This is a genomic window from Lactobacillus sp. CA30L, assembly GCF_059900845.1.
Window position 1 is genome coordinate 79,455 of the sequence record NZ_JBWXGB010000001.1, and the last position, 21,058, is coordinate 100,512.

General features: G+C 50.7%; 22 protein-coding genes. 16 read left to right on the top strand and 6 right to left on the bottom strand.

All coding sequences use genetic code 11. The features are described 5' to 3' along the window. Positions 1-8: 8 nt before the first annotated feature. Entirely contained in the window at positions 9-470 is a 462-nt protein-coding gene (locus tag AC2JF8_RS00400) for a hypothetical protein (protein WP_500760174.1), read from the bottom strand. Positions 471-570: 100 nt separating this feature from the next. Here AC2JF8_RS00400 and AC2JF8_RS00405 point away from each other — a divergent pair, with 100 nt between their 5' ends. Continuing rightward, positions 571-1,446, top strand: coding sequence for a hemolysin family protein (locus tag AC2JF8_RS00405; protein ID WP_500729280.1), 876 nt, complete (start codon positions 571-573; stop codon positions 1,444-1,446). After that, the gene (locus tag AC2JF8_RS00410) at positions 1,446-3,017 is read left to right on the top strand and encodes a peptide chain release factor 3 (protein WP_500760178.1); all 1,572 of its coding nucleotides are present in this window, start codon (positions 1,446-1,448) and stop codon (positions 3,015-3,017) included. The genes AC2JF8_RS00405 and AC2JF8_RS00410 overlap by 1 nt, the downstream gene beginning before the upstream one ends. A gap of 39 nt (positions 3,018-3,056) precedes the next feature. Here AC2JF8_RS00410 and AC2JF8_RS00415 read toward each other — a convergent pair whose 3' ends face one another. Beyond that, positions 3,057-3,338, bottom strand: coding sequence for a DUF1827 family protein (locus tag AC2JF8_RS00415; protein ID WP_500729282.1), 282 nt, complete (start codon positions 3,336-3,338; stop codon positions 3,057-3,059). A gap of 127 nt (positions 3,339-3,465) precedes the next feature. After that, positions 3,466-5,670 (bottom strand): ATP-dependent Clp protease ATP-binding subunit, encoded by a 2,205-nt coding sequence (locus AC2JF8_RS00420; protein ID WP_500760180.1) that lies wholly within the window; start codon positions 5,668-5,670, stop codon positions 3,466-3,468. A gap of 139 nt (positions 5,671-5,809) precedes the next feature. Between AC2JF8_RS00420 and ykzS the strand changes: the two genes are divergently transcribed. The 6 genes from ykzS (at position 5,810) to AC2JF8_RS00450 (ending at position 10,450) form a co-directional block, all read left to right on the top strand. Continuing rightward, positions 5,810-6,043, top strand: a complete 234-nt coding sequence (gene ykzS, locus AC2JF8_RS00425) for a protein YkzS (RefSeq protein ID WP_500760182.1) — start codon at positions 5,810-5,812, stop codon at positions 6,041-6,043. 111 nt (positions 6,044-6,154) lie between these two features. Next, positions 6,155-6,421, top strand: coding sequence for a phosphocarrier protein HPr (locus AC2JF8_RS00430; RefSeq protein ID WP_500729284.1), 267 nt, complete (start codon positions 6,155-6,157; stop codon positions 6,419-6,421). Further along, a complete protein-coding gene (gene ptsP, locus AC2JF8_RS00435) occupies positions 6,421-8,154 on the top strand; it encodes a phosphoenolpyruvate--protein phosphotransferase (RefSeq protein WP_500729285.1) in 1,734 nt (577 codons plus the stop codon). The genes AC2JF8_RS00430 and ptsP overlap by 1 nt, the downstream gene beginning before the upstream one ends. Before the next feature lie 134 nt (positions 8,155-8,288). After that, positions 8,289-8,687 (top strand): transcriptional regulator Spx, encoded by a 399-nt coding sequence (gene spx, locus AC2JF8_RS00440; protein ID WP_500729286.1) that lies wholly within the window; start codon positions 8,289-8,291, stop codon positions 8,685-8,687. A gap of 104 nt (positions 8,688-8,791) precedes the next feature. Beyond that, the gene (locus tag AC2JF8_RS00445) at positions 8,792-9,526 is read left to right on the top strand and encodes an adaptor protein MecA (protein WP_500729287.1); all 735 of its coding nucleotides are present in this window, start codon (positions 8,792-8,794) and stop codon (positions 9,524-9,526) included. A gap of 63 nt (positions 9,527-9,589) precedes the next feature. Further along, a complete protein-coding gene (locus AC2JF8_RS00450) occupies positions 9,590-10,450 on the top strand; it encodes a competence protein CoiA family protein (protein ID WP_500760184.1) in 861 nt (286 codons plus the stop codon). Here the strand turns inward: AC2JF8_RS00450 and AC2JF8_RS00455 are convergent. Both AC2JF8_RS00455 and AC2JF8_RS00460 read right to left on the bottom strand, forming a co-directional pair. Beyond that, a complete protein-coding gene (locus AC2JF8_RS00455) occupies positions 10,425-11,042 on the bottom strand; it encodes a DsbA family protein (protein ID WP_500760186.1) in 618 nt (205 codons plus the stop codon). The two genes, AC2JF8_RS00450 and AC2JF8_RS00455, sit on opposite strands and share 26 nt — an antisense overlap. 81 nt (positions 11,043-11,123) lie before the next feature. Further along, the gene (locus tag AC2JF8_RS00460) at positions 11,124-11,747 is read right to left on the bottom strand and encodes a CYTH domain-containing protein (protein WP_500729290.1); all 624 of its coding nucleotides are present in this window, start codon (positions 11,745-11,747) and stop codon (positions 11,124-11,126) included. A gap of 476 nt (positions 11,748-12,223) precedes the next feature. Between AC2JF8_RS00460 and yjbM the strand changes: the two genes are divergently transcribed. From yjbM to AC2JF8_RS00475, 3 genes are read left to right on the top strand one after another with little or no spacing between them, the layout of a single operon-like run. Continuing rightward, the gene (gene yjbM / locus AC2JF8_RS00465; protein ID WP_500760189.1) at positions 12,224-12,853 is read left to right on the top strand and encodes a GTP diphosphokinase; all 630 of its coding nucleotides are present in this window, start codon (positions 12,224-12,226) and stop codon (positions 12,851-12,853) included. Further along, positions 12,853-13,659, top strand: a complete 807-nt coding sequence (locus tag AC2JF8_RS00470) for an NAD kinase (protein ID WP_500729292.1) — start codon at positions 12,853-12,855, stop codon at positions 13,657-13,659. The genes yjbM and AC2JF8_RS00470 overlap by 1 nt, the downstream gene beginning before the upstream one ends. Continuing rightward, entirely contained in the window at positions 13,646-14,536 is an 891-nt protein-coding gene (locus AC2JF8_RS00475) for an RluA family pseudouridine synthase (RefSeq protein WP_500760192.1), read from the top strand. Before AC2JF8_RS00470 ends, AC2JF8_RS00475 begins: the two co-directional genes overlap by 14 nt. A gap of 179 nt (positions 14,537-14,715) precedes the next feature. Here AC2JF8_RS00475 and AC2JF8_RS00480 read toward each other — a convergent pair whose 3' ends face one another. Continuing rightward, the gene (locus AC2JF8_RS00480; RefSeq protein ID WP_500760195.1) at positions 14,716-15,747 is read right to left on the bottom strand and encodes a lactonase family protein; all 1,032 of its coding nucleotides are present in this window, start codon (positions 15,745-15,747) and stop codon (positions 14,716-14,718) included. Positions 15,748-15,954: 207 nt separating this feature from the next. Here AC2JF8_RS00480 and AC2JF8_RS00485 point away from each other — a divergent pair, with 207 nt between their 5' ends. From AC2JF8_RS00485 to AC2JF8_RS00505, 5 genes are read left to right on the top strand one after another with little or no spacing between them, the layout of a single operon-like run. Then, positions 15,955-16,335, top strand: coding sequence for a PTS glucitol/sorbitol transporter subunit IIA (locus tag AC2JF8_RS00485; RefSeq protein WP_500760197.1), 381 nt, complete (start codon positions 15,955-15,957; stop codon positions 16,333-16,335). Between the two features lie 13 nt (positions 16,336-16,348). Then, a complete protein-coding gene (locus tag AC2JF8_RS00490; protein WP_500729296.1) occupies positions 16,349-17,539 on the top strand; it encodes an AI-2E family transporter in 1,191 nt (396 codons plus the stop codon). Positions 17,540-17,595: 56 nt separating this feature from the next. Continuing rightward, complete coding sequence (locus AC2JF8_RS00495) at positions 17,596-18,153, top strand: tRNA (cytidine(34)-2'-O)-methyltransferase (protein ID WP_500760199.1); 558 nt, start codon at positions 17,596-17,598, stop codon at positions 18,151-18,153. A 2-nt stretch (positions 18,154-18,155) separates the two neighbouring features. After that, entirely contained in the window at positions 18,156-18,548 is a 393-nt protein-coding gene (locus AC2JF8_RS00500) for a DUF1149 family protein (protein WP_500760202.1), read from the top strand. Positions 18,549-18,567: 19 nt separating this feature from the next. Further along, positions 18,568-21,015 (top strand): DNA translocase FtsK, encoded by a 2,448-nt coding sequence (locus tag AC2JF8_RS00505; protein ID WP_500760204.1) that lies wholly within the window; start codon positions 18,568-18,570, stop codon positions 21,013-21,015. Positions 21,016-21,058 lie beyond the last annotated feature (43 nt).

The following is a 21,058-nucleotide window of genomic DNA, read 5'->3' on the forward strand; positions in this document are numbered from 1 at the left end:
AATAGCGGTTAGTGCTGCTTGGGGTCGACGGACAGGTTGTCGTACTCAACGTAGGCGCCAAGACACGTGGACAGGAGCATGACGAGCATGACGATTCCCACCGATTGACCGACGATCTGGTCTAAAGTGAGGAAGTCGCGGACGACAAAGGTCGCCGCAAAGCACAGGATGAAGTCCAGCACCATGTTGGCAACTTGCAATAGGGGCCGCCGCCGGATGCTAAAGAAGCGCAGCAGCTGCTTTAGCAGTCCATCGTTAACGTCAACTGCGAGCAAGTCAACGGGACGCTGGATTGTGGCCTTGATTGCAAACATGACCATGGCGCCCACGAGTGCACCGATAGTGGTTCTGAACAAATCGGCTGAGTGCAAAACGAGCGCATCGTAGCCAATGCCGATAATGGCAAGGCTGCACAGGTAGGGCACCAGCAGCAGGAAGGTAAATACGAGTAAAACGTGACTTTTTTTCATGGCTGAACCTCATTTCTTACGTGCTATTCTAACATATCAACCCCGTACATGATATAATGTGATTACTTTAGTTGGTTTTTTAAGAAAGAGAGCAAAAGATATGGCTAGCGACCCTGCTGAGGGGAGTTTATTTCAACGTTTCAAAAATAAATTTTCCCCTTCAAGCGATGAAGAAACAAAAGAGCACTTAACCACTGAAATAGAAGTTTTGCACGATCATAAAAAAATCAGTGACGCCGAATTTTCGATGTTAAATGCCGTTTTGGATTTCCAGGGACGGATGGTTCGTGAGGTTATGGTGCCGCGGATCGATGCCTTTATGGTTGATTGCAATGATAGCCTGCAGGATAATCTGGATGAAATTCTGCGTGAGCCGTATTCACGGATTCCGGTTTACCAGCGGGATAAGGATAAAATCGTGGGCGTAATTCACATTCGCACCGTCCTGCGCAAGGCCCATGAAAAGGGATTTGCACAGATTGATTACGATGACGTGATGAATCCGCCCTTATTTGCGCCCGAAACAACAGACCTGGGCGAACTCTTGGTTGAAATGCAGCAAACGCAGCAGCAGCTGGCCATCCTGACGGATGAATACGGCGGCGTGGTGGGCATCGCCACAATTGAAGATTTAATCGAGGAAATTGTCGGCAACATTGATGACGAAGTTGACCGGGCGGAGGTTTTGGTCAAGCAGCTTGCGCCGGACAAGTATGTTATTTACGGCAAAATGCCGCTCGATGATTTCAACGAGCAGTTCGGTACCGACCTCGAAATGGAGGATGTCGATACGGTTGCCGGCTACGTGATTACCAAGCTGGGCATTATCCCGGCCAAGGGCGAAAAACTAGCGGTCAAGCTGGACAACGGCATGGTGCTGACAACGCGCAGGATGCAGCGCTCACGGCTGCTCACGCTCTTGTTGACAATCCCTAAAGAAACAAACAAGGAAAAGGAAGAGGAACACAGTAATTAATGGGTGAAGGACTTTTAGACAAGGTAAAAAAGAGAAGAACATTTGCAATTATTTCGCACCCTGACGCAGGTAAAACCACGATCACGGAGCAAATGCTGCTTTTTGGGGGCGTCATCCGCAGTGCGGGCACGGTGAAGGCGCGCAAAACGGGCCACTATGCGACCAGTGACTGGATGGAAATCGAAAAAAAGCGGGGCATCTCGGTTACCAGTTCCGTGATGCAGTTTGAATATCAGGGCAAGCGGATCAATATCCTCGATACCCCGGGGCACGAAGATTTTTCGGAAGACACGTACCGGACGCTGATGGCCGTCGATTCAGCGGTCATGGTGATCGATTCGGCTAAGGGGATTGAGCCGCAAACCAAAAAATTATTTAAGGTAGTCAAGCAGCGTGGCATCCCCATTTTTACTTTTATGAACAAGCTTGACCGTGATGGCCGCCCGCCGCTGGACCTCATTGCCGAACTCGAGGACCTGCTCGGCATCGAGGGCGTGGCCATGAACTGGCCCATCGGTTCAGGGCAAACCCTCAAGGGGCTGTATGACCTCGCGCATAACCGCGTCGAGCTCTACCACAAGGACGGCGCTGAGCGCTTCTTGCCCTTGGACAAGGCGGGTCAACTGGATGCCAGTGAACCGTTCAGCCAGGATCCCCAGTTTAAGGATACTTTGGGTGAAATTGAACTGATTAAGGAAGCGGGCAACGCCTTTGACGAGGAAAAGATTGCCCAGGGCGAGCAGACGCCGGTCTTCTTCGGGTCGGCGCTGACCAACTTTGGCGTTGAGACTTTTTTGCAGAGCTTTGTCAAATTGGCGCCCGCACCTGCAGCACACACGGTTAATGATGCGGAAGTGCTCGCCCCCGATGACGCAGACTTCTCGGGCTTTGTTTTTAAAATTCAGGCTAACATGAACCCCCACCACCGTGACCGCATTGCCTTTGTGCGGGTCGGCAGCGGAGAGTTTAAGAGGGGCTTGGATGTTACCCTGGCCCGGACCGGCAAGCCGATCCGGCTGAATAATGCTACCGAATTTATGTCGAGTGAGCGTGTCCAGGTGACCGATGCGGTTGCCGGCGACATTGTTGGCCTGTATGACACCGGCAACTTTCAGATTGGCGACAGTATTTATGCCGGCAAGCGCAAGATTGTCTATCCGCCGCTGCCGGAATTTACGCCGGAATTGTTTGTCCGGGTCAGCGCTAAGAACGTAATGAAGCAGAAGTCCTTCCACAAGGGGATGACCCAGCTGGTGCAGGAGGGCGCAATTCAGCTTTACCGCAACTACCAAACTGATGAGTATATCTTGGGAGCCGTGGGGCAGCTGCAATTTGAGGTGTTCAAGTTCCGCATGCAGAACGAATACAATTCCGATGTGGAAATGACCAGTATCGGTCACCGGGTTGCCCGCTGGATTGATCCCGCACAGCTCGATTTGGCCATGTCCAACAGTCGCAACTTGCTAGTCAAGGATCGTTACGATCAGCCGCTGTTCTTGTTTGAGAATCAATTTGCTGAACGCTTTTTCCAGGACAAGTACCCCGACGTCAAGCTAACCGAAAAATTATAATCTACAAAAAAATGCTGGCAATCGCTGCCAGCATTTTTGCTACTTGTCAATATGAATCTCGATGACGTGTTGACTCTTGTCAACGGTTAGCGTATACGACGGATTCTTTTCTTTAATTAAGCGCTCAATGACGAAATCAGTCTCTTCCTTGCGGACGCGCCGGTTGTGGTTTTCCAAGACAATGCCAATGGCCTCATCGCTTTCGGTGTAGATCACGGAGGTGTTGCCCAGGGAATAAACCTTGACGTAATTGACTCTGGTGGAATTTAGCTGATTGTGAACTAGATCCCTATAACTGTTGGTTACATCTATCAAATGCATGGATTTCACCCGTTTCTTCTAGTAGTTCTTTATAATTAGTATACCGCTATTTTTAAATATTTTCTTTAGCAAAAACAGTCTTAACTGAAAATATTGGTAAGATGTAGAAGTTTTCGCTGAGCTTGAACTAGTTTGAACTTTCTCCACCAGCAGGTGCCGCAGCTTCCTCTGCTTCAGTGATGACTATCTGGTTAGCGTTCACACTGACCAGGAGGTTCTTTGCATCCAGGTGATCCAGCTTAAAGTCGGCCACCTTGTCTTCAACCTCTTCTTGAATCGTTCGCCGCAGCGGACGCGCACCCATATCCGGATTAAAGCCTTCTTCGACCAACTTTTTCTTGGCTTCGCTGGTAACCGTGATTTGCAGTCCCTGCGTCTTGACCATGTCGTTGACTTCGTCCAGCATTAGGTTGACGATCTTAAGCAGGTCGTCCTTAGACAATTCGTTGAACTCAATGACGTCGTCTAGCCGGTTCAAAAATTCGGGCTTAAAGAATTGGCTCATCGAATTTCTAGCGGAGTCGGGTTTGTCCTCTGCATTCTCGACGTTGAAGCCGACGCTGGTGTTCTTCATTCCCTGACCGGCATTTGACGTCATGATAATGATGGTATCCTTGAAGGAAACCGTGCGCCCCTGCGAATCGGTCAAGCGCCCGTCATCCAGAATCTGCAGGAAGAGGTTCATAACCGATGGATCGGCTTTTTCAATCTCGTCAAGCAGAATCAGGCTGTACGGGTTGCGCCGAACGCGTTCGGTGAGCTGGCCGGCTTCTTCGTAGCCGACGTAGCCCGGAGCCGACCCAATCAGCTTGGAGACCGAATACGATTCCATGTACTCAGACATATCGAAGCGAATCAGCGCATTTTCCGAACCAAACATTTGCTTGGCCAGCTGCTTGGCGAGTTCGGTCTTGCCCACGCCGGTGGGACCAACGAAGAGGAAGGAGCCAATAGGCCGACCGGTCTTGTTGAAGCCGATGCGGTTGCGCCGAATGGCCCGGGCCACCTTGTCAACGGCCTTGTCCTGGCCAATGACGTGCGCCTTAAGGTTGGGGGCGAGATTTTGCAGTTGGTTTTCTTCCTGCTTTTGCAAATCGCCCACCGGAATTCCCGTTTTTTCTTCGACGATCTTGTTCATAATCTTAGCGCTAATCACGGGTGACTTATCGGGATCAACCTTCTGGTCCTTCATCTTATTGTACTTTTCAATCTGGTCACGGTAATAAGCGGCCTTTTCATAGTCCTCATTTTTGAGTGATTCCTGTTTAAGCTGTTGGGCCGCGTCAATCCGTTCCTTCATTTTTTCCTTATCGACGAAGGGAATCGTCAGGTTCATGCGCGAGCCGGCTTCATCGAGCAGGTCGATCGCCTTATCTGGCAAAAAGCGGTCCTGAATGTAGCGCTCAGACAGCTCTGCGGCTGCCTTGATTGCGTCATCCGTGTAGTGCACGTGGTGGTAGCTCTCGTAGCGCTTTTGGATCCCTTGGAGAATCCGGATCGTTTCGTTAACCGATGGTTCCTTAACGTCAACGGGCTGGAAGCGACGGGCGAGTGCTGAATCTTTTTCAATCTCACGGTACTCCTTGAGCGTCGTTGCACCAACTAATTGCAGGTCGCCGCGGGCGAGTGCGGGCTTGATAATGTTGCCGGCGTCCATGCCGCCCTCGGCATTGCCCGCACCAACAATCTCGTGAATTTCATCGATAAAGAGAATAATCTCCTTGTGGTTCTGCAACTCCTGAATCAGCTGCTGCATCCGTTGTTCAAACTGACCGCGAATGCCGGTGCCCTGTACCAGTGAAACCACGTTAAGCGAGATGATTCGCTTGTCCTGCAGCTTTGCGGGCACGGAACCGTCAACTATCTGCTGGGCCAACCCCTCAACGACGGCGGTTTTGCCCACGCCGGCTTCACCGATCAGCACGGGGTTGTTTTTCGTTCTTCTATTTAAAATTTCGATCACGCGCGCAATTTCCTTATCGCGCCCAATGACCGGGTCGATTTTGCCCTTTTTGGCAAGTGCGGTCAGGTCTGTACCGTACTGGCTAAGCAGCGAACGACCACCGCCATTGGCACCGTTCGGGGGCGTGGTACCCTGACCGCTACTCATTTGCGGTTCACCGGAGTTGCCACTTGCGCTGCCGTTAAAGCTGTTGAAGAGGTCATTAAAGTCGCCAAAGAATCCACCATTGTCACTGCTCATGTTAATATTTCCCTGTTGTTTTAGTTGTTGATAACACTGTCCACATAAATTAATTTCACGGCTTTGGCCATTGACCTTAGCGAAAAGGTGAATGGAAGCTGGCCGTTTTTGACAATTTTGACAAAGCATGTAAATACCGCCTTTCATTTCAAGTTATGTCCACTAAATTATATAATTAGCACTCTAGATAATCAAGTGCTAAGTGCTGGAAAACTTATTTTTAGTAAGTATAAAATATGGTAAAATGACCTGAGCAAAACCAGAAAATTTGCTGAAGGAAGATTTAGTGTGTTTTAGTTTAAAAGAAATGGTGGTATATTTGGATTACCAAATAATTCTTGAGCAGTTGGCAAGTGGTGCGCTTGATCATTATGAAGTGGAACCGGGGAAAGCTTTTGCATTCCAAGCAGCCTTGAGATCTTTTGGCAAAAGACAGAACATAACCGGTAAAGCCCTGCGTGGCGGAAAAATAGTTTATACTAAGTCAAAGAGTGAACTTTAGTGATGTAAACTGTTACATTTTTGTTGTTTAATTCACAAAAAAATGATAATCTAATACACGAATAGGTAGATTTTACCGGTTTGATTTTTTCAATTCAAAGGAGATATTATAATGGAAAAACGCGATTTTCATGTTATTGCAGAAACAGGTATTCATGCTCGTCCGGCTACATTGTTAGTACAGGCCGCTTCAAAGTTTGGTTCAGATATCAACCTGGAATACAACGGCAAGTCTGTTAACTTGAAGTCAATCATGGGCGTGATGTCGCTTGGCGTGGGCAAGAATGCCGATGTGACAATCAGTGCCGAAGGCGACGACGAAAAAGATGCAATCGCAACTATTTCTGACACAATGAAAAAAGAGGGTTTGGCAGAATAATGACCAAGACATTAAAAGGAATTGCTGCAAGCGATGGTATTGCTGTAGCACCAGCCTATCTCTTGGTTGAACCGGATCTTTCGTTCTCAAAGACCACTGTCAGCGACGTTGATGGCGAACTAGCTCGCTACAAGGACGCAGTTGCAGTCTCAACGACTGAAGTTGAAAAAATTCGTGATGATGCGAAAAAGAGTTTAGGTGAAGACGAAGCCCAGGTCTTTGAAGCCCACTTGATGATTTTGAATGACCCTGAATTTACCGGGGCGATTGAAACCGCAATTAAGGATCAAAAGGTCAACAGTGAAGCGGCGCTTGACGAGACGGCGCAGAAATTCATCAGCATTTTTGAGGGCATGACCGATAATGCGTACATGCAGCAGCGTGCGGCCGACGTGCGCGATGTCTCAAAGCGGATTATGGCCCACCTCTTAGGCAAGGAATTGCCTAATCCAGCTGCTATTGACCATGAGGTTATCGTCGTTGCCCACGACTTAACCCCGAGTGATACCGCGCAGTTAAACAAAAAGTTTGTTAGGGGCTTTGTCACCGATATCGGCGGCCGGACAGCCCACTCGGCCATTATGGCCCGTTCGCTCGAATTGCCAGCCGTTGTGGGGACCGATTCGATCACCACGGACGTTGAAAACGGCCAGACGCTGGTTGTTGACGGGCTGAACGGTGATGCGGTTGTTGAACCAAGCGCCGACCAGATCGCTGCATACAAGCAAAAGAGTGCGGCTTTCTTAAAGCAGAAGGCTGAATGGGAAAAACTGAAGAATGAACCATCAGTGACCGCTGACGGCAAGAAGTTCACGATTGCGGCAAACATTGGTACGCCCAATGATATGGAAGGCGTACATGCAAACGGTGCCGAGGCCGTTGGTCTGTACAGAACCGAATTCCTGTATATGGACTCCAAGGACTTTCCGAGTGAAGATGATCAATTCAATGCTTATAAAGAAGTCATTGAGGGCATGCATGGCAAGCAGGTAATCATCAGAACAATGGACATTGGTGGCGACAAGCACCTGGATTACTGGGACCTGCCGGAAGAAATGAACCCATTCTTGGGTGTGCGGGCAATCAGATTGTCATTGCAAAATGAACAGATTTTCCGGACGCAGCTGCGTGCACTTTTGCGGGCTTCGGCATATGGTAGCCTCGGGATTATGTTCCCGATGATTGGCACGCTGGCCGAATTGCGTAAGGCCAAGGCCATTTTGAGCGAAGAAAAAGACAAATTGACTGCAAAGGGCACAAAGGTTGGTCAAGACCTGCAAGTGGGCATGATGATTGAAGTTCCAGCGGCAGCGGTTTTAGCCGATCAATTTGCCAAGGAAGTTGACTTTTTCTCAATCGGCACCAATGATTTGATTCAGTACACAATGGCGGCTGACCGTGGCAATGATAATGTTTCTTACCTTTATCAACCGGCTAACCCCGCAATTTTGCGCTTAATCAAGCACACGATTGATGCAGCCCACGAAAATGGCATTTGGTGTGGCATGTGTGGGGAGGCTGCTGGCGATAGCACCATGTTCCCGATTCTGCTGTCAATGGGACTCGACGAGTACTCAATGAGTGCAACCTCAATTTTGCGCATTAGAAGCTTGATGAAGAGTCTTAACACCGCTGACATTAAGGAATTAGCCAACCAGGCTTGTTTTATTTCCGAAACGGCAGAGGAAAATGAGCAGCTCGTTAAGGACTTAATGGCAAAAGTAAACAAGTAACCAAGAAAAAGACACATTAATGAAAATTGATGTGCCTTTTTTAATATTTATTTTAAAATACTACTTACAAAAAAGAAGTAATGTGCTATAATGTTTCTGGTAAGGAATAGTATCGTTCAAAGGAGCGTGAATATATGGTAAATTTATATGTATCTCCGAGTTGTACCTCATGCCGCAAGGCCAAGGCGTGGCTGAAGAAGCACGATATTTCTTTTCGGGAAAGGAATATTTTTTCAGAGCCACTTACCAAGGCGGAACTTATCCAAATTCTGCGGATGACTGAGAATGGCACGGAAGAAATTATTTCAACGCGTTCGAGAGCATTTCAACAACTGAAAATCAACCTTGATGATCTATCAATCGATCAATTGCTTGGCTTGGTTGAGAAGAATCCAAGTCTTTTAAGACGACCAATTATTATGGACGACCGACGCCTCCAGGTTGGTTATAATGAGGACGAAATCAGGCGGTTCTTGCCGCGCAAGGTTCGCCGGCTTGAGCTTGAAGAAATGCAGAAAACTGCAGACCTGTAATTAAGAATTTTTGCGGAAAAAGCGTTGGTTTTTAGACTAACGCTTTTATTTTATGGGCAAAATAGGCTACAATAGTTGAAAGGATCCAGTGGAGGTGAGAACTCGTGCAAGTAGATCACATTAATGAAAATACTATTCGGGTACGAATAGATAAAAATGAACTGGCAAGGCGTGGCTTGAAGGTCTTAGACCTGCTGGGCGACAGGGATAAGATTCAGCATTTTTTCTATTCAATTTTGGATGAAGTTGACACTGACCACTCATTTAGTCAGGATGCGCCCGTTACTTTCCAGGTGATGCCCAATAATGGCGGGTTGGACCTGCTCATTACCAAGGTGCCAAAAAAGGACCGCGATGACCTGTCCCAGCTGATTGATAGCGCCACGGGTGAGCCCCAGATGGGCCCGGGCAAAAATGACCTGCGCAGGTCGTTTCTGGACTTGGAGGCCGATGATGACGACGCGCAAGAAGAATCGGCTGGGGCGGATGAAGACGATGCGATCAAGGCCAAGATGGAAAAGTCGCTCAAGAAGTTCCAGAAGGAGCAGGCGTACTGCTTTGATGATATTGACCGTGTGACAGAACTGGCCGACAGCTTGCGGGTAAGCGACCTTTCTTCAAGCCTTTACTTCGAGCGGGGAAAATTCTACCTGGATTTGGACTTTCAGGATGAAAACTACGTGGAACTCAAGCCCGATGACGCATGGGCAATTGCCACCGAATATGGCCTTAAGGTTAAAAGAAGCGAGATGGCGCGGGTCAAAACGACCGGCAAGTGCCTGATTGCGCATGACGCCTTGGAACAGTTGCGCAACTATTTTACTAAAACGAAGCACTGATGCTCTAATAAAGGACAAGGTAAAACTTGTCCTTTTTGCGTACTTAATTAAGGGGTGGCGATTATGTACGCGGCACTGTTGAACAATAAGCTGGTAGCGGCGAAAGTAGCGGCCAAATTGCTGGAAAAAGGGACCATCCGGGTGCAGGAGCAGCTGTTCTATTGTCCCCGCTGCGGGCAAAAGGTGCAACTCGTGATTAAGGCCGCTACGGCCTACTTTAAACACGCAGCACGGGTTAATAACTCGGTTAGCGAAAAAGAAGAACATGCCCGCAGCAAAAAATTCCTGCAGTCTGCGCTGCGTGGGGCACATTTTGATGCCTGTCTTGAGGTTTCACTAGCAGGCGGGCGACTGCGTGCCGATGTCCTGGCAAGCCCGCAGCTGGCCTTTGAGGTGCAGTGTGCGCCGCTTGGCAGCGCTGAGTTCAGCCACCGTCATGCCCTGTATCATAAGATTGGCGTCAGGGACATCTGGGTAGTAGGGCGCCGGCACTACCTGCAGCGCAGCATCAAAAAAACACAACTCATTTTCTTTCGCGAAAACAGGTTGTGGCGTGATTATTATTTAGAAATCAATCCTTATAGAGAAGTGCTGACCCTCAAGTATAACGTCAAGCTTGCACCGCTGTCGGAGACCGTCCATTGCCAAGCGGCGATTTTTGCGTTGAACGCGGCTGGATTAGCGCGTCTGTGGCACTTTCGCCCGGTGCTTAAAGACTACCGCGTGGATCCCGGCGTGCAGAGGCGTTACCTGCAGCAGCAAGTGGTGCAAAAGAGTATTAAGGGAATGTGCATCGCGGCTAAATTATACGAGAACCAGATGACAATCGCCGACCTGCCCGAGTGGGTGTTTAGCCGGCTGCGCCGGGTTCATTCATGCGACAATGCTTCTTTTTACCTTAAATCAGGCGCAGGTGGGTGCTAGGGTAGTACTTCTCTTGCTCCTCCAGGCAACTCCCGTTTTGTAGCAGCGTGATCAATTTGTCGTGTGCCACGATGCCCTCCAGAAGGATGCCGTTGTAGTTGCCGCTTTCGTTGAAGATGATGGTGGTGGGGAAGTTGTTGACGCTGAATTTTTGTGCCAGGTTCTTGTCCAGCTGGATCGAATCCTCGATGTAGCCGCTAATGGCGGGGCTGGTGATCCGGTCGTAGTCGAGGTTGAGCTTGTTTGCGATTTTCTTCGGTAGGTCTGCGGAATACCGGTTGAAATTCTGGTTGAGTGCACGCTGCAGGTTTACTAGGAATGAACGGGCTTTTTTGTTGCCGTATTCGAACTTGATAGCGTGGTAATTGCGCAGGGCCTGGTAAGATGCCAACGTGTATTCCGAGACGCTGCTGATGTGCTGTCTGGCCCGCTTGCGCCGCATGATATCATCCTTGATAACCTTCGCATTGGTAATGGGAACGAAGTGGAAACAGGTATTGATATTGAGTTCATCGATTGCTTCTTTAACTAAAACTTCTGCATCGTAGCAATATGTGCCAATGGGATTAACAAAGAGAAAAATCTCAAACATAGTCAGACTCCTCCGTACTGATTAAGTGGCTGTGTATTTTTTGAATGGCCGGTTGAACTAGGGGAAATACACTTAACGTATTCACATTTTAGCACGGTGATTGAAAGCGCGCGCAATTTTTGCCTGGTTGGTGTTGGCGGCGTTTTGGGTAAAACCGTAGTCCTGCTTTAACTGGCTTAAAACACCCTTGATTAAGGCTAGTTGCGAATTCTCAATCTCGAGTTCAAAGTCTTCGTAGCCATCGGGGTAAACGGTATCATCAAGCGTCAGCTCGCAGCCGTGCGGCCCCCTGAGAAGGCTGCGGTGGGTCTTGGAATAGGTTTGCAAGCGCAGACTTATAGCAGGACCAAAATGCGCGTTGAGGTAGCTGCCGACGGTGCCGTGAAAATTAAAATCAGGGTGCGTTTGGGCTTGGTCGACCAAGTGCCGGGCCGCGGCAAGCGTCAGGGCGTCATTGATCTCGATCGCCTCGTGGTAGTTGGCCTGGACGGGACTGGTATTTGGCACCTTCAGCGTCTGTTCGCCGTGGTCGGCGAAGAGCCGAATGCGGCAGCTCACGTTGGCCTCTTTAAGAAGGCCGCTGTCCGTATCAAAGTAGTAGTTGACCTGGTCAAAGCTGCTCTTGGACGCAAAGCCCGCAAGCACTTTGCGGTAGATATCCTGAGGCAAGACAACCTTGGCCTCAATTTCGGTGTTTTCAGACATAAAGCAATCATTCCTTTCCAACTTGCGCAAAAATTCAAAAAACAGACCCAGTTTCATTTAAGTACTACATGAAAGATTTTAGCGGTCCGCCCTTGTGCGCTAGCGCTAGCAATTTAGCCTTCAAGCATAGTATCTATCATTTTCGGTCAAGATTAGTAAAATAGTCAAAATTTTAGCTTATGAAAGCATAAAAATAACGCGCAAAAGAAGTCCTATACAGGGGCTTATTGAAAGCAAGATGGCGCATTCACGCCACGGCATGCGCCGAGCGTGTCAACTAGTTTATCATAATCTTAAGGTAGTGATTAAGGATGGGTGCGCAAAAATGCTTGCGGTGCTAAAAGGCCCTTGGCGCCAGTCAATTAGCCAGCATTGTCAAAAAAATAGTCCGCTTTCTGTAAACGGTTGCTCCGTAAAATTGCTCGCACGTGTTTTGTGTTAAAATGAGTATGCTGTTTGAGAAAGGAACTATTTCTATGAAAATGGATTGGGATAATTTTTTGTGGCCCTACGATGAGGCCGTTCGAGAATTAAAGGTTAAGTTCCGCTCCCTTAGGCAGAGCTTTTTGACTAAAGGGGAGCTTTCACCGATCGAATTTGTGGTCGGCCGGGTAAAGTCGGTCGATTCAATTAAGGAAAAAATGGAGCGCCGGGTGATCAGCCCGGACGTGATTGAAACCGATATGCAGGATATTGCGGGCATCAGGATTGTTAGTCAGTTCGTCGATGACATCTATAAGGTTGTCGACCTGATTCACGCGCGTGCGGACATGGAGGTGGTTGAAGAGCGTGACTATGTGCAGAACGCTAAGCCGTCCGGCTACCGCTCATACCACATGGTGATTTCCTACACCGTCTATCTGCCCGCCGGTCCCAAGAAATTACTGGCTGAAATTCAAATCCGCACCTTGGCGATGAACTTCTGGGCGACGGTCGAGCATACGCTGAACTATAAGTACCAGGGCTCGTATCCCGATGACATTTCAAAGCGGCTGAAGTCGACTGCGGAATCCGCGTACAAGCTTGACGAGGAGATGTCGCTGATCAAGGACGAGGTGCAGGAAGCACAGAGAGTCTTCACCAAAAACAAGGGTAAGGAAAAATAATGAGGATAGCAATCGCCCATAATACGAATCAAGAGACGCTGAAGGTGGTGGCGCACCTGCGCAAAGTGCTTGAAGCAAAAAACGGCGTGGTCTTTGACGCCAAGTACCCCGACGTGGTCATCACGGTCGGTGGAGATGGGACGCTGATCAACGCCTTCCACCGCTATGAAAGCCAGATTAGTTCCATTCGGTTCATCGGCATTCATACGGGGCACCTCGGATTTTACACTGACTGGCGCAGCACGGGGGTGGACAAAATGGTTGACGCACTCTTTTTGCGGGAGCCAGAAACGGCGCGCTACCCGCTGCTGGAAGCCGAGCTGGTGACGGAGGCAGGCGAAAAGCGGCACTACCTTGCGCTGAATGAGTCGGCGGTCAAGCGGGTTTCGCACACCCTGGAGGCCAACGTCTTCATTGACGACCAATTCTTTGAAAACTTCCGCGGCGACGGACTCTGCGTGTCAACGCCAACCGGGTCGACGGGCTACAACAAGTCGCTCGGAGGCGCCGTGATTCACCCCCAGCTCAAGGCCCTGCAGATGGCCGAGATTGCGTCCATCAACAACCGGGTCTTCAGGACGCTGTCGTCGCCCATCGTAATTGCCCCCCAGCAGCAGATCACAATTGTGCCCAACGCCGACCACTTCGTGATGACCGTTGATGGCAGCCGCATCAACGTGCGCAACGCGCGGAAAATCAACTACCGCATTTCCAGCAAGGCAATCCGCTTTGACCGCTTCGGGCACACGCACTTCTGGACTCGCGTTCACAGTGCCTTCATTGGAGACGACAATGACGTGGTTTAAACTTACCGTCCGCGGGCAGGGTTCGCTGCGCCTGGGGGCTTTTTTAATGAAAAACGGTTTCTCCAAGCAGGCGATTAACGACGCCAAGAACCGTGGCGGCCTGCTGCTGGTCAACCACCACCGCCGCTACACCAACTATCTTCTGCATGCGGGCGACGAGGTAATCTTCGTGGCCGGCAAGGAAAAAGACAACCCGTGGCTGCGACCGTCGACGAAGCCGCTTGCTATTGTCAAGGAGACGCCCAACTACCTGTTGGTCAATAAAGAGGCGGGGCTGCTTTCGATTCCGTCGCGCTATGACGATAATGCACTGGTCAACCGTGTTTTGGGTTATTTTGTGCAGAAAAAGCTGACGGGTATCAAGCCCCACGTCGTGACGCGTCTGGACCGAGACACGTCGGGGCTAGTCCTGATCGGCAAGAACGCAATTGCCCACGCTCGTTTCAGCAAGCTGAGCAAAGATGACTTCATTAAAAAATATCATGCAATCGTGCACGGCAACTTTGCTCTAGGTGAACTGGCAGGCGTCGTTAACGCGCCGATTGGACGCGCAACCGCCACCGTTGCACGCAGCATCGATTCCGGCGGCAAGGCGGCCGTGACCGCTTACCGCGTGTTGAAGCAGGTTCCGGGCGCGAGTCTGGTCGAGCTGCGCCTCTACACGGGCCGCACGCACCAGATTCGTTTGCACATGCAGCATTTGGGCCACCCCTTGTTTGGCGACCCATTGTACGGCGTTCGCGACGACTTTGACCGCCAGGCACTCAACTGCTTTTACTTGTCCTTCCCGGACCCCTTTGCGGGTGGCGCGCAGGTTGAGGTCACAGTTCCGGAGCCGCGGGACATGCAGGACTTGTGGCAGGAACTGGAGGGATAATAAAAGTGCTGTATTATTTATGACCATCTGGCAAATAATGTGGCTTTGAAGCCGGGGCGTGCAATCCGCGGGCGCAAAAGCGGGGGGCAGCAATTAAGCAGCATAAGGACGAGTCTAATTAGATGGACCAAAAAACGCACGCGGGCAGTTGCCAGCGTGCGTTTTGCATGCGTCTTAACCTATTCTTGAAACTGAACGCAGGTCCCTTCGGGAACCGCAATGTTTTTTTGGATGGGGGTCAGGCAGCCGTCCTGCGTGCTGCGCGTGTAGAGTGTTGCGTTGTCGGAATTCTGGTTGACCGCGACCACCAGGCGCTGGGACCGGTCCCAGCCAAAGTCGCGCGGAAATTCCCCGAAGGTCGAAACGCGCTGGCGCAGCTGCAGCGTGTGGTCGGCGTTGACGGCAAAGACGGTGATAGAGTCGTGGCCGCGGTTGGAAACGTAGACAAATTTGCCGTCGCGGCTGATTCTGATGGCCGCCGCACCGTTATGAGCGGTGAAGGTAGAGGGGATTGTGGCGTAAGTCGCAACGCTTGAGAAGCTCCAGTTTTTTTCGCTGAACTTAACGAGGTTAACCTTGCTGGCGAGTTCGCCGACCACGTAGAAGTATTGTCCGTCGGGGCTAAAAACAATGTGTCGGCTGCCAAAGCCGGCTTCGTTGTGGTAGCTGGCCAGTTGGCGCAAGCGCCCATTTTCAAGACGGTAGAAGTCGACGCGGTCATTGCCTAAATCGCAGCTGACCAGGTTGCCGGCGGGCGTTTCGTCAAAGAAGTGGGGGTGCGGGCCGTCGGCTTGTTCGGGCTGCGGGCCCAGCGTATCTGCGGTGTGAACAACCTGATCGAGCAGCGTCAATTCACCTGCCGCATCGTAGGAGAAGACGGCCAGGACCGCTGTGTGGTAGTTTGCCGTGTAGAGCAGCTTTTGCGTGCGGTTGATGCCAATGTAGGCCGGCGATGAACCCGGCGTCAGGCAAGAAGACGCCTCCTGGTACTTCCCGGCGTGCAGCCTAAAGGCGGTGATGCCGCCACAATCGCCTGCCTTGGTAATTGCAAAGATGAGGTCCTGGTCAACGGCGAAGTAAGTGGGGCCGTCCACTCTGATTATTTCCCGCGCCGCGGTTAGTCTTGCTTGACCGTCATCTGCTTCGGCTACCGGCAGTTCGTAAATCCCGGTTCCCTTTTTCTTGGTGTAGCCACCAGTCAATACTTTCATTAGTTAAACCTCCGTCACGTTTAAAGATATTGTCTACCAAATAGTATAGCACGCGCCGCAATGGGCTGCTTCGGCTTTGGGCACAACGTGCTAACGCTGGTCACCGCCAAAAATAAAGATCTAACAAAGAAAACCGCCAATATATTAGTTAAGCGGTTTTTGTTATGCTAAAATTAGGTCTTAAGGAGCTTATATAAGGAGCACAAAATGAAGTGGATCTCAACTATTGCAAAAATCGGCAAGCAGGCAATTGAGCCCAAGGCCAGCATGGTGATGCTGTTCGGTGAATCCGTCACGAAGGACCTTGCCGACGTGGCAGTCATTCAAAAGTTTACGGATGACATGCAGCTGAACGGGTTTATTTTCAAGAAGGGCGACACGATCACGATTGACGGCGAAACGTATGTGGCCGCCTACGTTGGCGCCATGGTCGTGAGCGACATGAAGGCCCTGGGCCACATGACCCTGTTTTTTGACCAAAAAAAGCCGCGCAACCCGCTGGCCAACGCCGTTTACCTCAGGTTTGCGGACAAGCAGACCGCGCCTGAATTTAACGTCGGCGACGATATTATTTACGAGCACATTTGATTAGGATGATTTGATGGATTACGAAAAAAAGCATAATAAGCAAACCGTTTTTCAAAAATGGTTCTTAAACAATCGTTTTAGCATCGCGCTGGTCAATATCTTACTGTTCTTTTTGGTAATCTGGCTGTTTAATCAGGTTTCTTTTGTTCTGAATCCGGCGCGCTTGTTTGTTAGCGCGGTTCTTCCGCCGCTAATGTTGGCATTGATCCAGTTTTACATTATGAACCCGCTGGTGGACGTCTTGGAACGCAAGTTCAAAGTGCCGCGGATCATAACCATTAGCGTGCTCTTCCTGCTGGTGGCGGTTCTGCTCGTGTGGATCATCAACACGTTGCTGCCGGTAGTGCAGGGGCAGGTTAATTCACTGATCAAGAACTGGCCGCACATCTGGAAGGATGCGTCGATCGCGCTGCAGAATACGCTGCAGAGCCCGCAGCTGCACAGCGTCAAAAACAATATTAACGATGTAATCAACCGGGCGCAGGATACGCTGTTCAAGTCCGGACAGAACACGATCAACGCGACCCTGACCAACATTTCTTCAGCGATCAGCATCGTGACGATTATCTTCATGACGCTCGTGACGGCCCCGTTCATTTTGTTCTTCATGCTGAAGGACGTGCACAAGCTGCGGCCCTACTTGACGCAATTTGCCCCTAAACGCTGGCAAAGCGGCTTTAGCGAGCTTCTGTATGAAATCAACAGCGCGCTGGCCGCGTACATCCGCGGGCAGATTACCGTTGCCTTCTGGGTGGGCGTTATGTTTGCAATCGGCTACAGCCTGGTCGGACTGCAGTACGGCATTGCGTTGGCCGTCTTTAGTGCCTTTTTAAACCTGATTCCCTACTTTGGGACCTTCATTGCCTTTATCCCGGCAATCGTGATTGCAATCATGATGTCGGGCCCGATGATCATCAAGGTTCTGGTCGTCTTCGTGGTCGAGCAGACCATTGAGTCGCGGATTATCAGTCCGCTGGTCATGGGCAACAAGATGGAGATGCACCCCGTTACCACCATTCTGGTTTTGATTGGTGCAAGTGCCGTTGGGGGCCTCTGGGGCGTTATTTTCGGGATTCCGATCTACGCGGTCCTGAAAATCATCACCATGCGCGTTTACAATTATTACCGCAGGGTTTCGAAGGTGTTTGAAGAAGACGAGAGCACGGTATTGACCACCAAGGGCACCGGTAAAGACCAAGAGTGACAAGAATTAAAGAAGCGTGGTCACGGTACCACGCTTTTTGAGTTAAGGAGAAAAAATTGACGAATCACGTTGTTTTATACGAACCATTAATGCCGGCCAACACGGGCAACATTGCCCGGACGTGTGCGGGCACTAGCACGGTGCTCGACCTGATTGAGCCGCTGGGCTTTCAGATTGACGACAAGAAGATGAAGCGGGCCGGGCTCGACTATTGGGACAAGGTTGACGTCCGCAGGCACGCCGACCTTGCGGCTTTCCTTAAGAAGCTGCAGCTGCAGGACGAGCTCTACCTCATCTCTAAGTTTTCGACGCGGAACTACGCGGAGGTTGACTACACCGAACCCGGCAAAAATTATTATTTTGTTTTTGGCAAGGAAACAACTGGTCTACCGGAAACGTTTATGCGAGAATATTATGAACGGAACCTGCGGATTCCCATGACGGACAATATCCGCTGCTACAACCTGGCCAACTCGGTGGCAATCGTCCTGCTTGAGGCGTTGCGCCAGCAGGGTTTTCCCAACATGGAGACCGCACACCACTATCAAAATGACAAGCTGAAGGACAGTTACAACCGGCCAGGACGCTACGAACGTAATTTAGGGGGAGAATAGAAATGGATTTTAGCAAAGAAACGCCAGTGATGGTCAAGAACTTTCACTACGATATTAATGAAGAGGCCACAACCAAGGACAACGTTAACTTCGGCCTGAAGAAGGTGGAGAAGCAGAACGAGGACGGGACGACCGACGCGGGCGAAAACGGCAATTACTTCGAAGTAACCGTTGTTTTCGACGTTGCACCCGCTCCGGGCCAGTTTTCCGTCAGCGGCGTGATCAGTCAGATTGTCCAGCTTAAGGACTACTTCGGTGACGGCAGCGACCTTGCCAAAAGCGACTACAAGCTGCTCAGCCGCCCGCTGGTCGAGTACATTGAGACGTTAACCTATGAAGTTACCCAAATTACGCTGGATGAGCCGGTTAATTTGAACTTCAAAGCCAACTTTTAACGCTTGATTAGGTGAAAAGATGCCTAAGAAAAAAAGAAAAGCAACCAAAGCACGCAAAAAAACGCAAAACACCGGGATGTCCTGGGCCGTTACGGGCCTTGTCCTGGTAATTTGCGCCCTCTTGGTGTTTGCGCGGTTTGGCATCTTAGGCAGGCAAACTGCCAACGTCTTTCGCTTGTTCTTTGGCAATTCATACCTGCTGGCGGCCGGGCTCTGCGTCGTCTTTGGCCTGGTGATGCTGATTTATAACAAGCCCCTGCACTTTAAGTTTAAGCGCAGCAGCGGCTTGTTTTTGGCTATCCTCGGTTTTTTAATCATTCAGAGCAGCCTCTATTTTGAACGCGAACTGGTTAACAGCGCCTTCATGAACGTTTTCTGGCACGAGATGAGGGCTGAATTTGGCCGGGCGGCCATTACCGAATCCGTTGGCGGCGGCGTTATTGGTGCCCTGTGCTACCAGCTTTTTTACCCACTGCTGGGTCACATTGGCCTGCGCGTGTTTGCATGCCTGTTTATCCCCACCGGCATTCTGATGTTTTTTGACGTCAAGTTTAAGGACGTGCTTGGCAAGTTTCAGTCCCTCAGCCAGCATTTCATCAGGAAAAACAAGGAAGCCGGAGCCAAGCTGAAGGACAAGTACAGTCTTCTGCGTGAGCAGCAGGAACAAAAAAGGAAAGAGCAGAAGGCCCCGGACCTGGATGACCCGCTTGCAGGCGAGTCGCCCGTTTTTCCGAATGTTGACGACTTCACTGCTGAAGGTGAACCGAGCAGCCACGATGATGCGGACGCACCGTCCGCGTTTGCTAGCGCCCAGGAGGACAGTGCGGCAGGTGAAGATGAGGAGCCGCAAATTCAGTTTGCTGATGAAGGGCAGGAAGAGGCGCAAGCTCCAACGCAGCCTAAACAGCCCCTAAAAGAAAGGGACCTGCCCCGGGCGCACTCGTTTGCAGATGAGGACAAAAAGATGGTCGAGGAGCTGGGTACGGTTGACCACGGCGAATTAAAGCAGACAGCGAAGGTAAATCCGCAGTACCAGAAGCCGCCCTTGAAACTTCTTGACAACGTGCCTAATGCCGATCAATCAACGGACAAGGCCCTCATTAGGAAGAATACGCAGACGCTGCAATCGACCTTTAAGAGTTTTGGTGTGAACGTGATCATCAAGAAGGCGATTCTGGGACCAACGATTACGCGCTACGAGATTCAGCCAGCTGTGGGCGTGAAGGTGAGCCGCATCGTCAACCTGGCAGACGACCTGGCGCTAGCGCTTGCCGCCAAAGATATCAGGATCGAGGCTCCGATTCCGGGAAAACCCTTCATTGGAATAGAGGTGCCCAACCGGACTACTTCCGTTGTTGCCTTTAAGGATGTAATGCAGAATCAGGATGCTACGGCGAAGAGGGATCCAATGCAGGTGCCGCTGGGCAAAGATGTCAGTGGTCAGATTGTCTCCGCCCCTCTGGCGGAGATGCCCCACCTGCTCATTGCGGGCTCGACGGGTTCAGGTAAATCCGTTGCGATCAACACGATTCTGACCAGCATTTTAATGAAGTCAACCCCGGACCAGGTCAAGCTTATTCTGATTGATCCCAAAATGGTTGAGCTGTCCGTATACAACGGCGTGCCGCACTTGCTGATTCCGGTTGTGACCGATGCCAAGCTGGCGGCAAGCGCCCTTGGCAAGGCCGTGAAGGAAATGGAGCGACGCTACAAGCTGTTTGCGGCGAGCGGTGCACGCAATATGGACGAATTTAACGAACAGGTGCGCATCAACAACCAGGACAAGACTAAGACGGTGATGGCTCCTTTGCCCTATATCCTGGTCGTGGTGGATGAACTGAGTGACCTGATGATGGTCGGCGGTCACGACGTTGAGGGTGCAATCGTGCGCCTGGGTCAGATGGCCCGCGCCGCCGGGATCCACATGATCCTGGCCACGCAGCGACCGAGTGTCGATGTCATCACCGGTTTGATCAAGGCCAACGTGCCATCGCGAATTTCCTTTGCGGTTTCGAGCGGGATTGACTCACGAACGATTCTGGACCAGACTGGTGCAGAAAAGTTGATAGGACGCGGCGATATGCTCTATATGCCAGTCGGTGCATCCAAGCCGGAACGGATCCAGGGTGCATACGTTGCCTCCCACGAGGTTGAAAAGGTTATTTCATGGGTCAAGGACCAGCAGAAGCCGGAATACGACAAGGAAATGATGCCACAGAAGGGCGAAGAAGCCGCAGCCAATAATGCTGAGGAGCCTGAAGATGAACTTTACGAGCAGGCCGTCGACCTGGTCAGGCGCCAGCAGACGGCCAGCGTTTCAATGCTGCAGCGGCGTTTCCGCATTGGCTACAACCGCGCGGCCAGAATGATTGATGACATGGAAGAAAAGGGTGTGGTGGGACCGTCTGAGGGTTCTAAGCCTCGCCAGGTTCTGCTGCCACCCGTAAAGGATGATGCCGGTAGCTAAATTTTTAAGAAAGTTTAGCATGTCTTTTTTTGCGCCTGCTTAG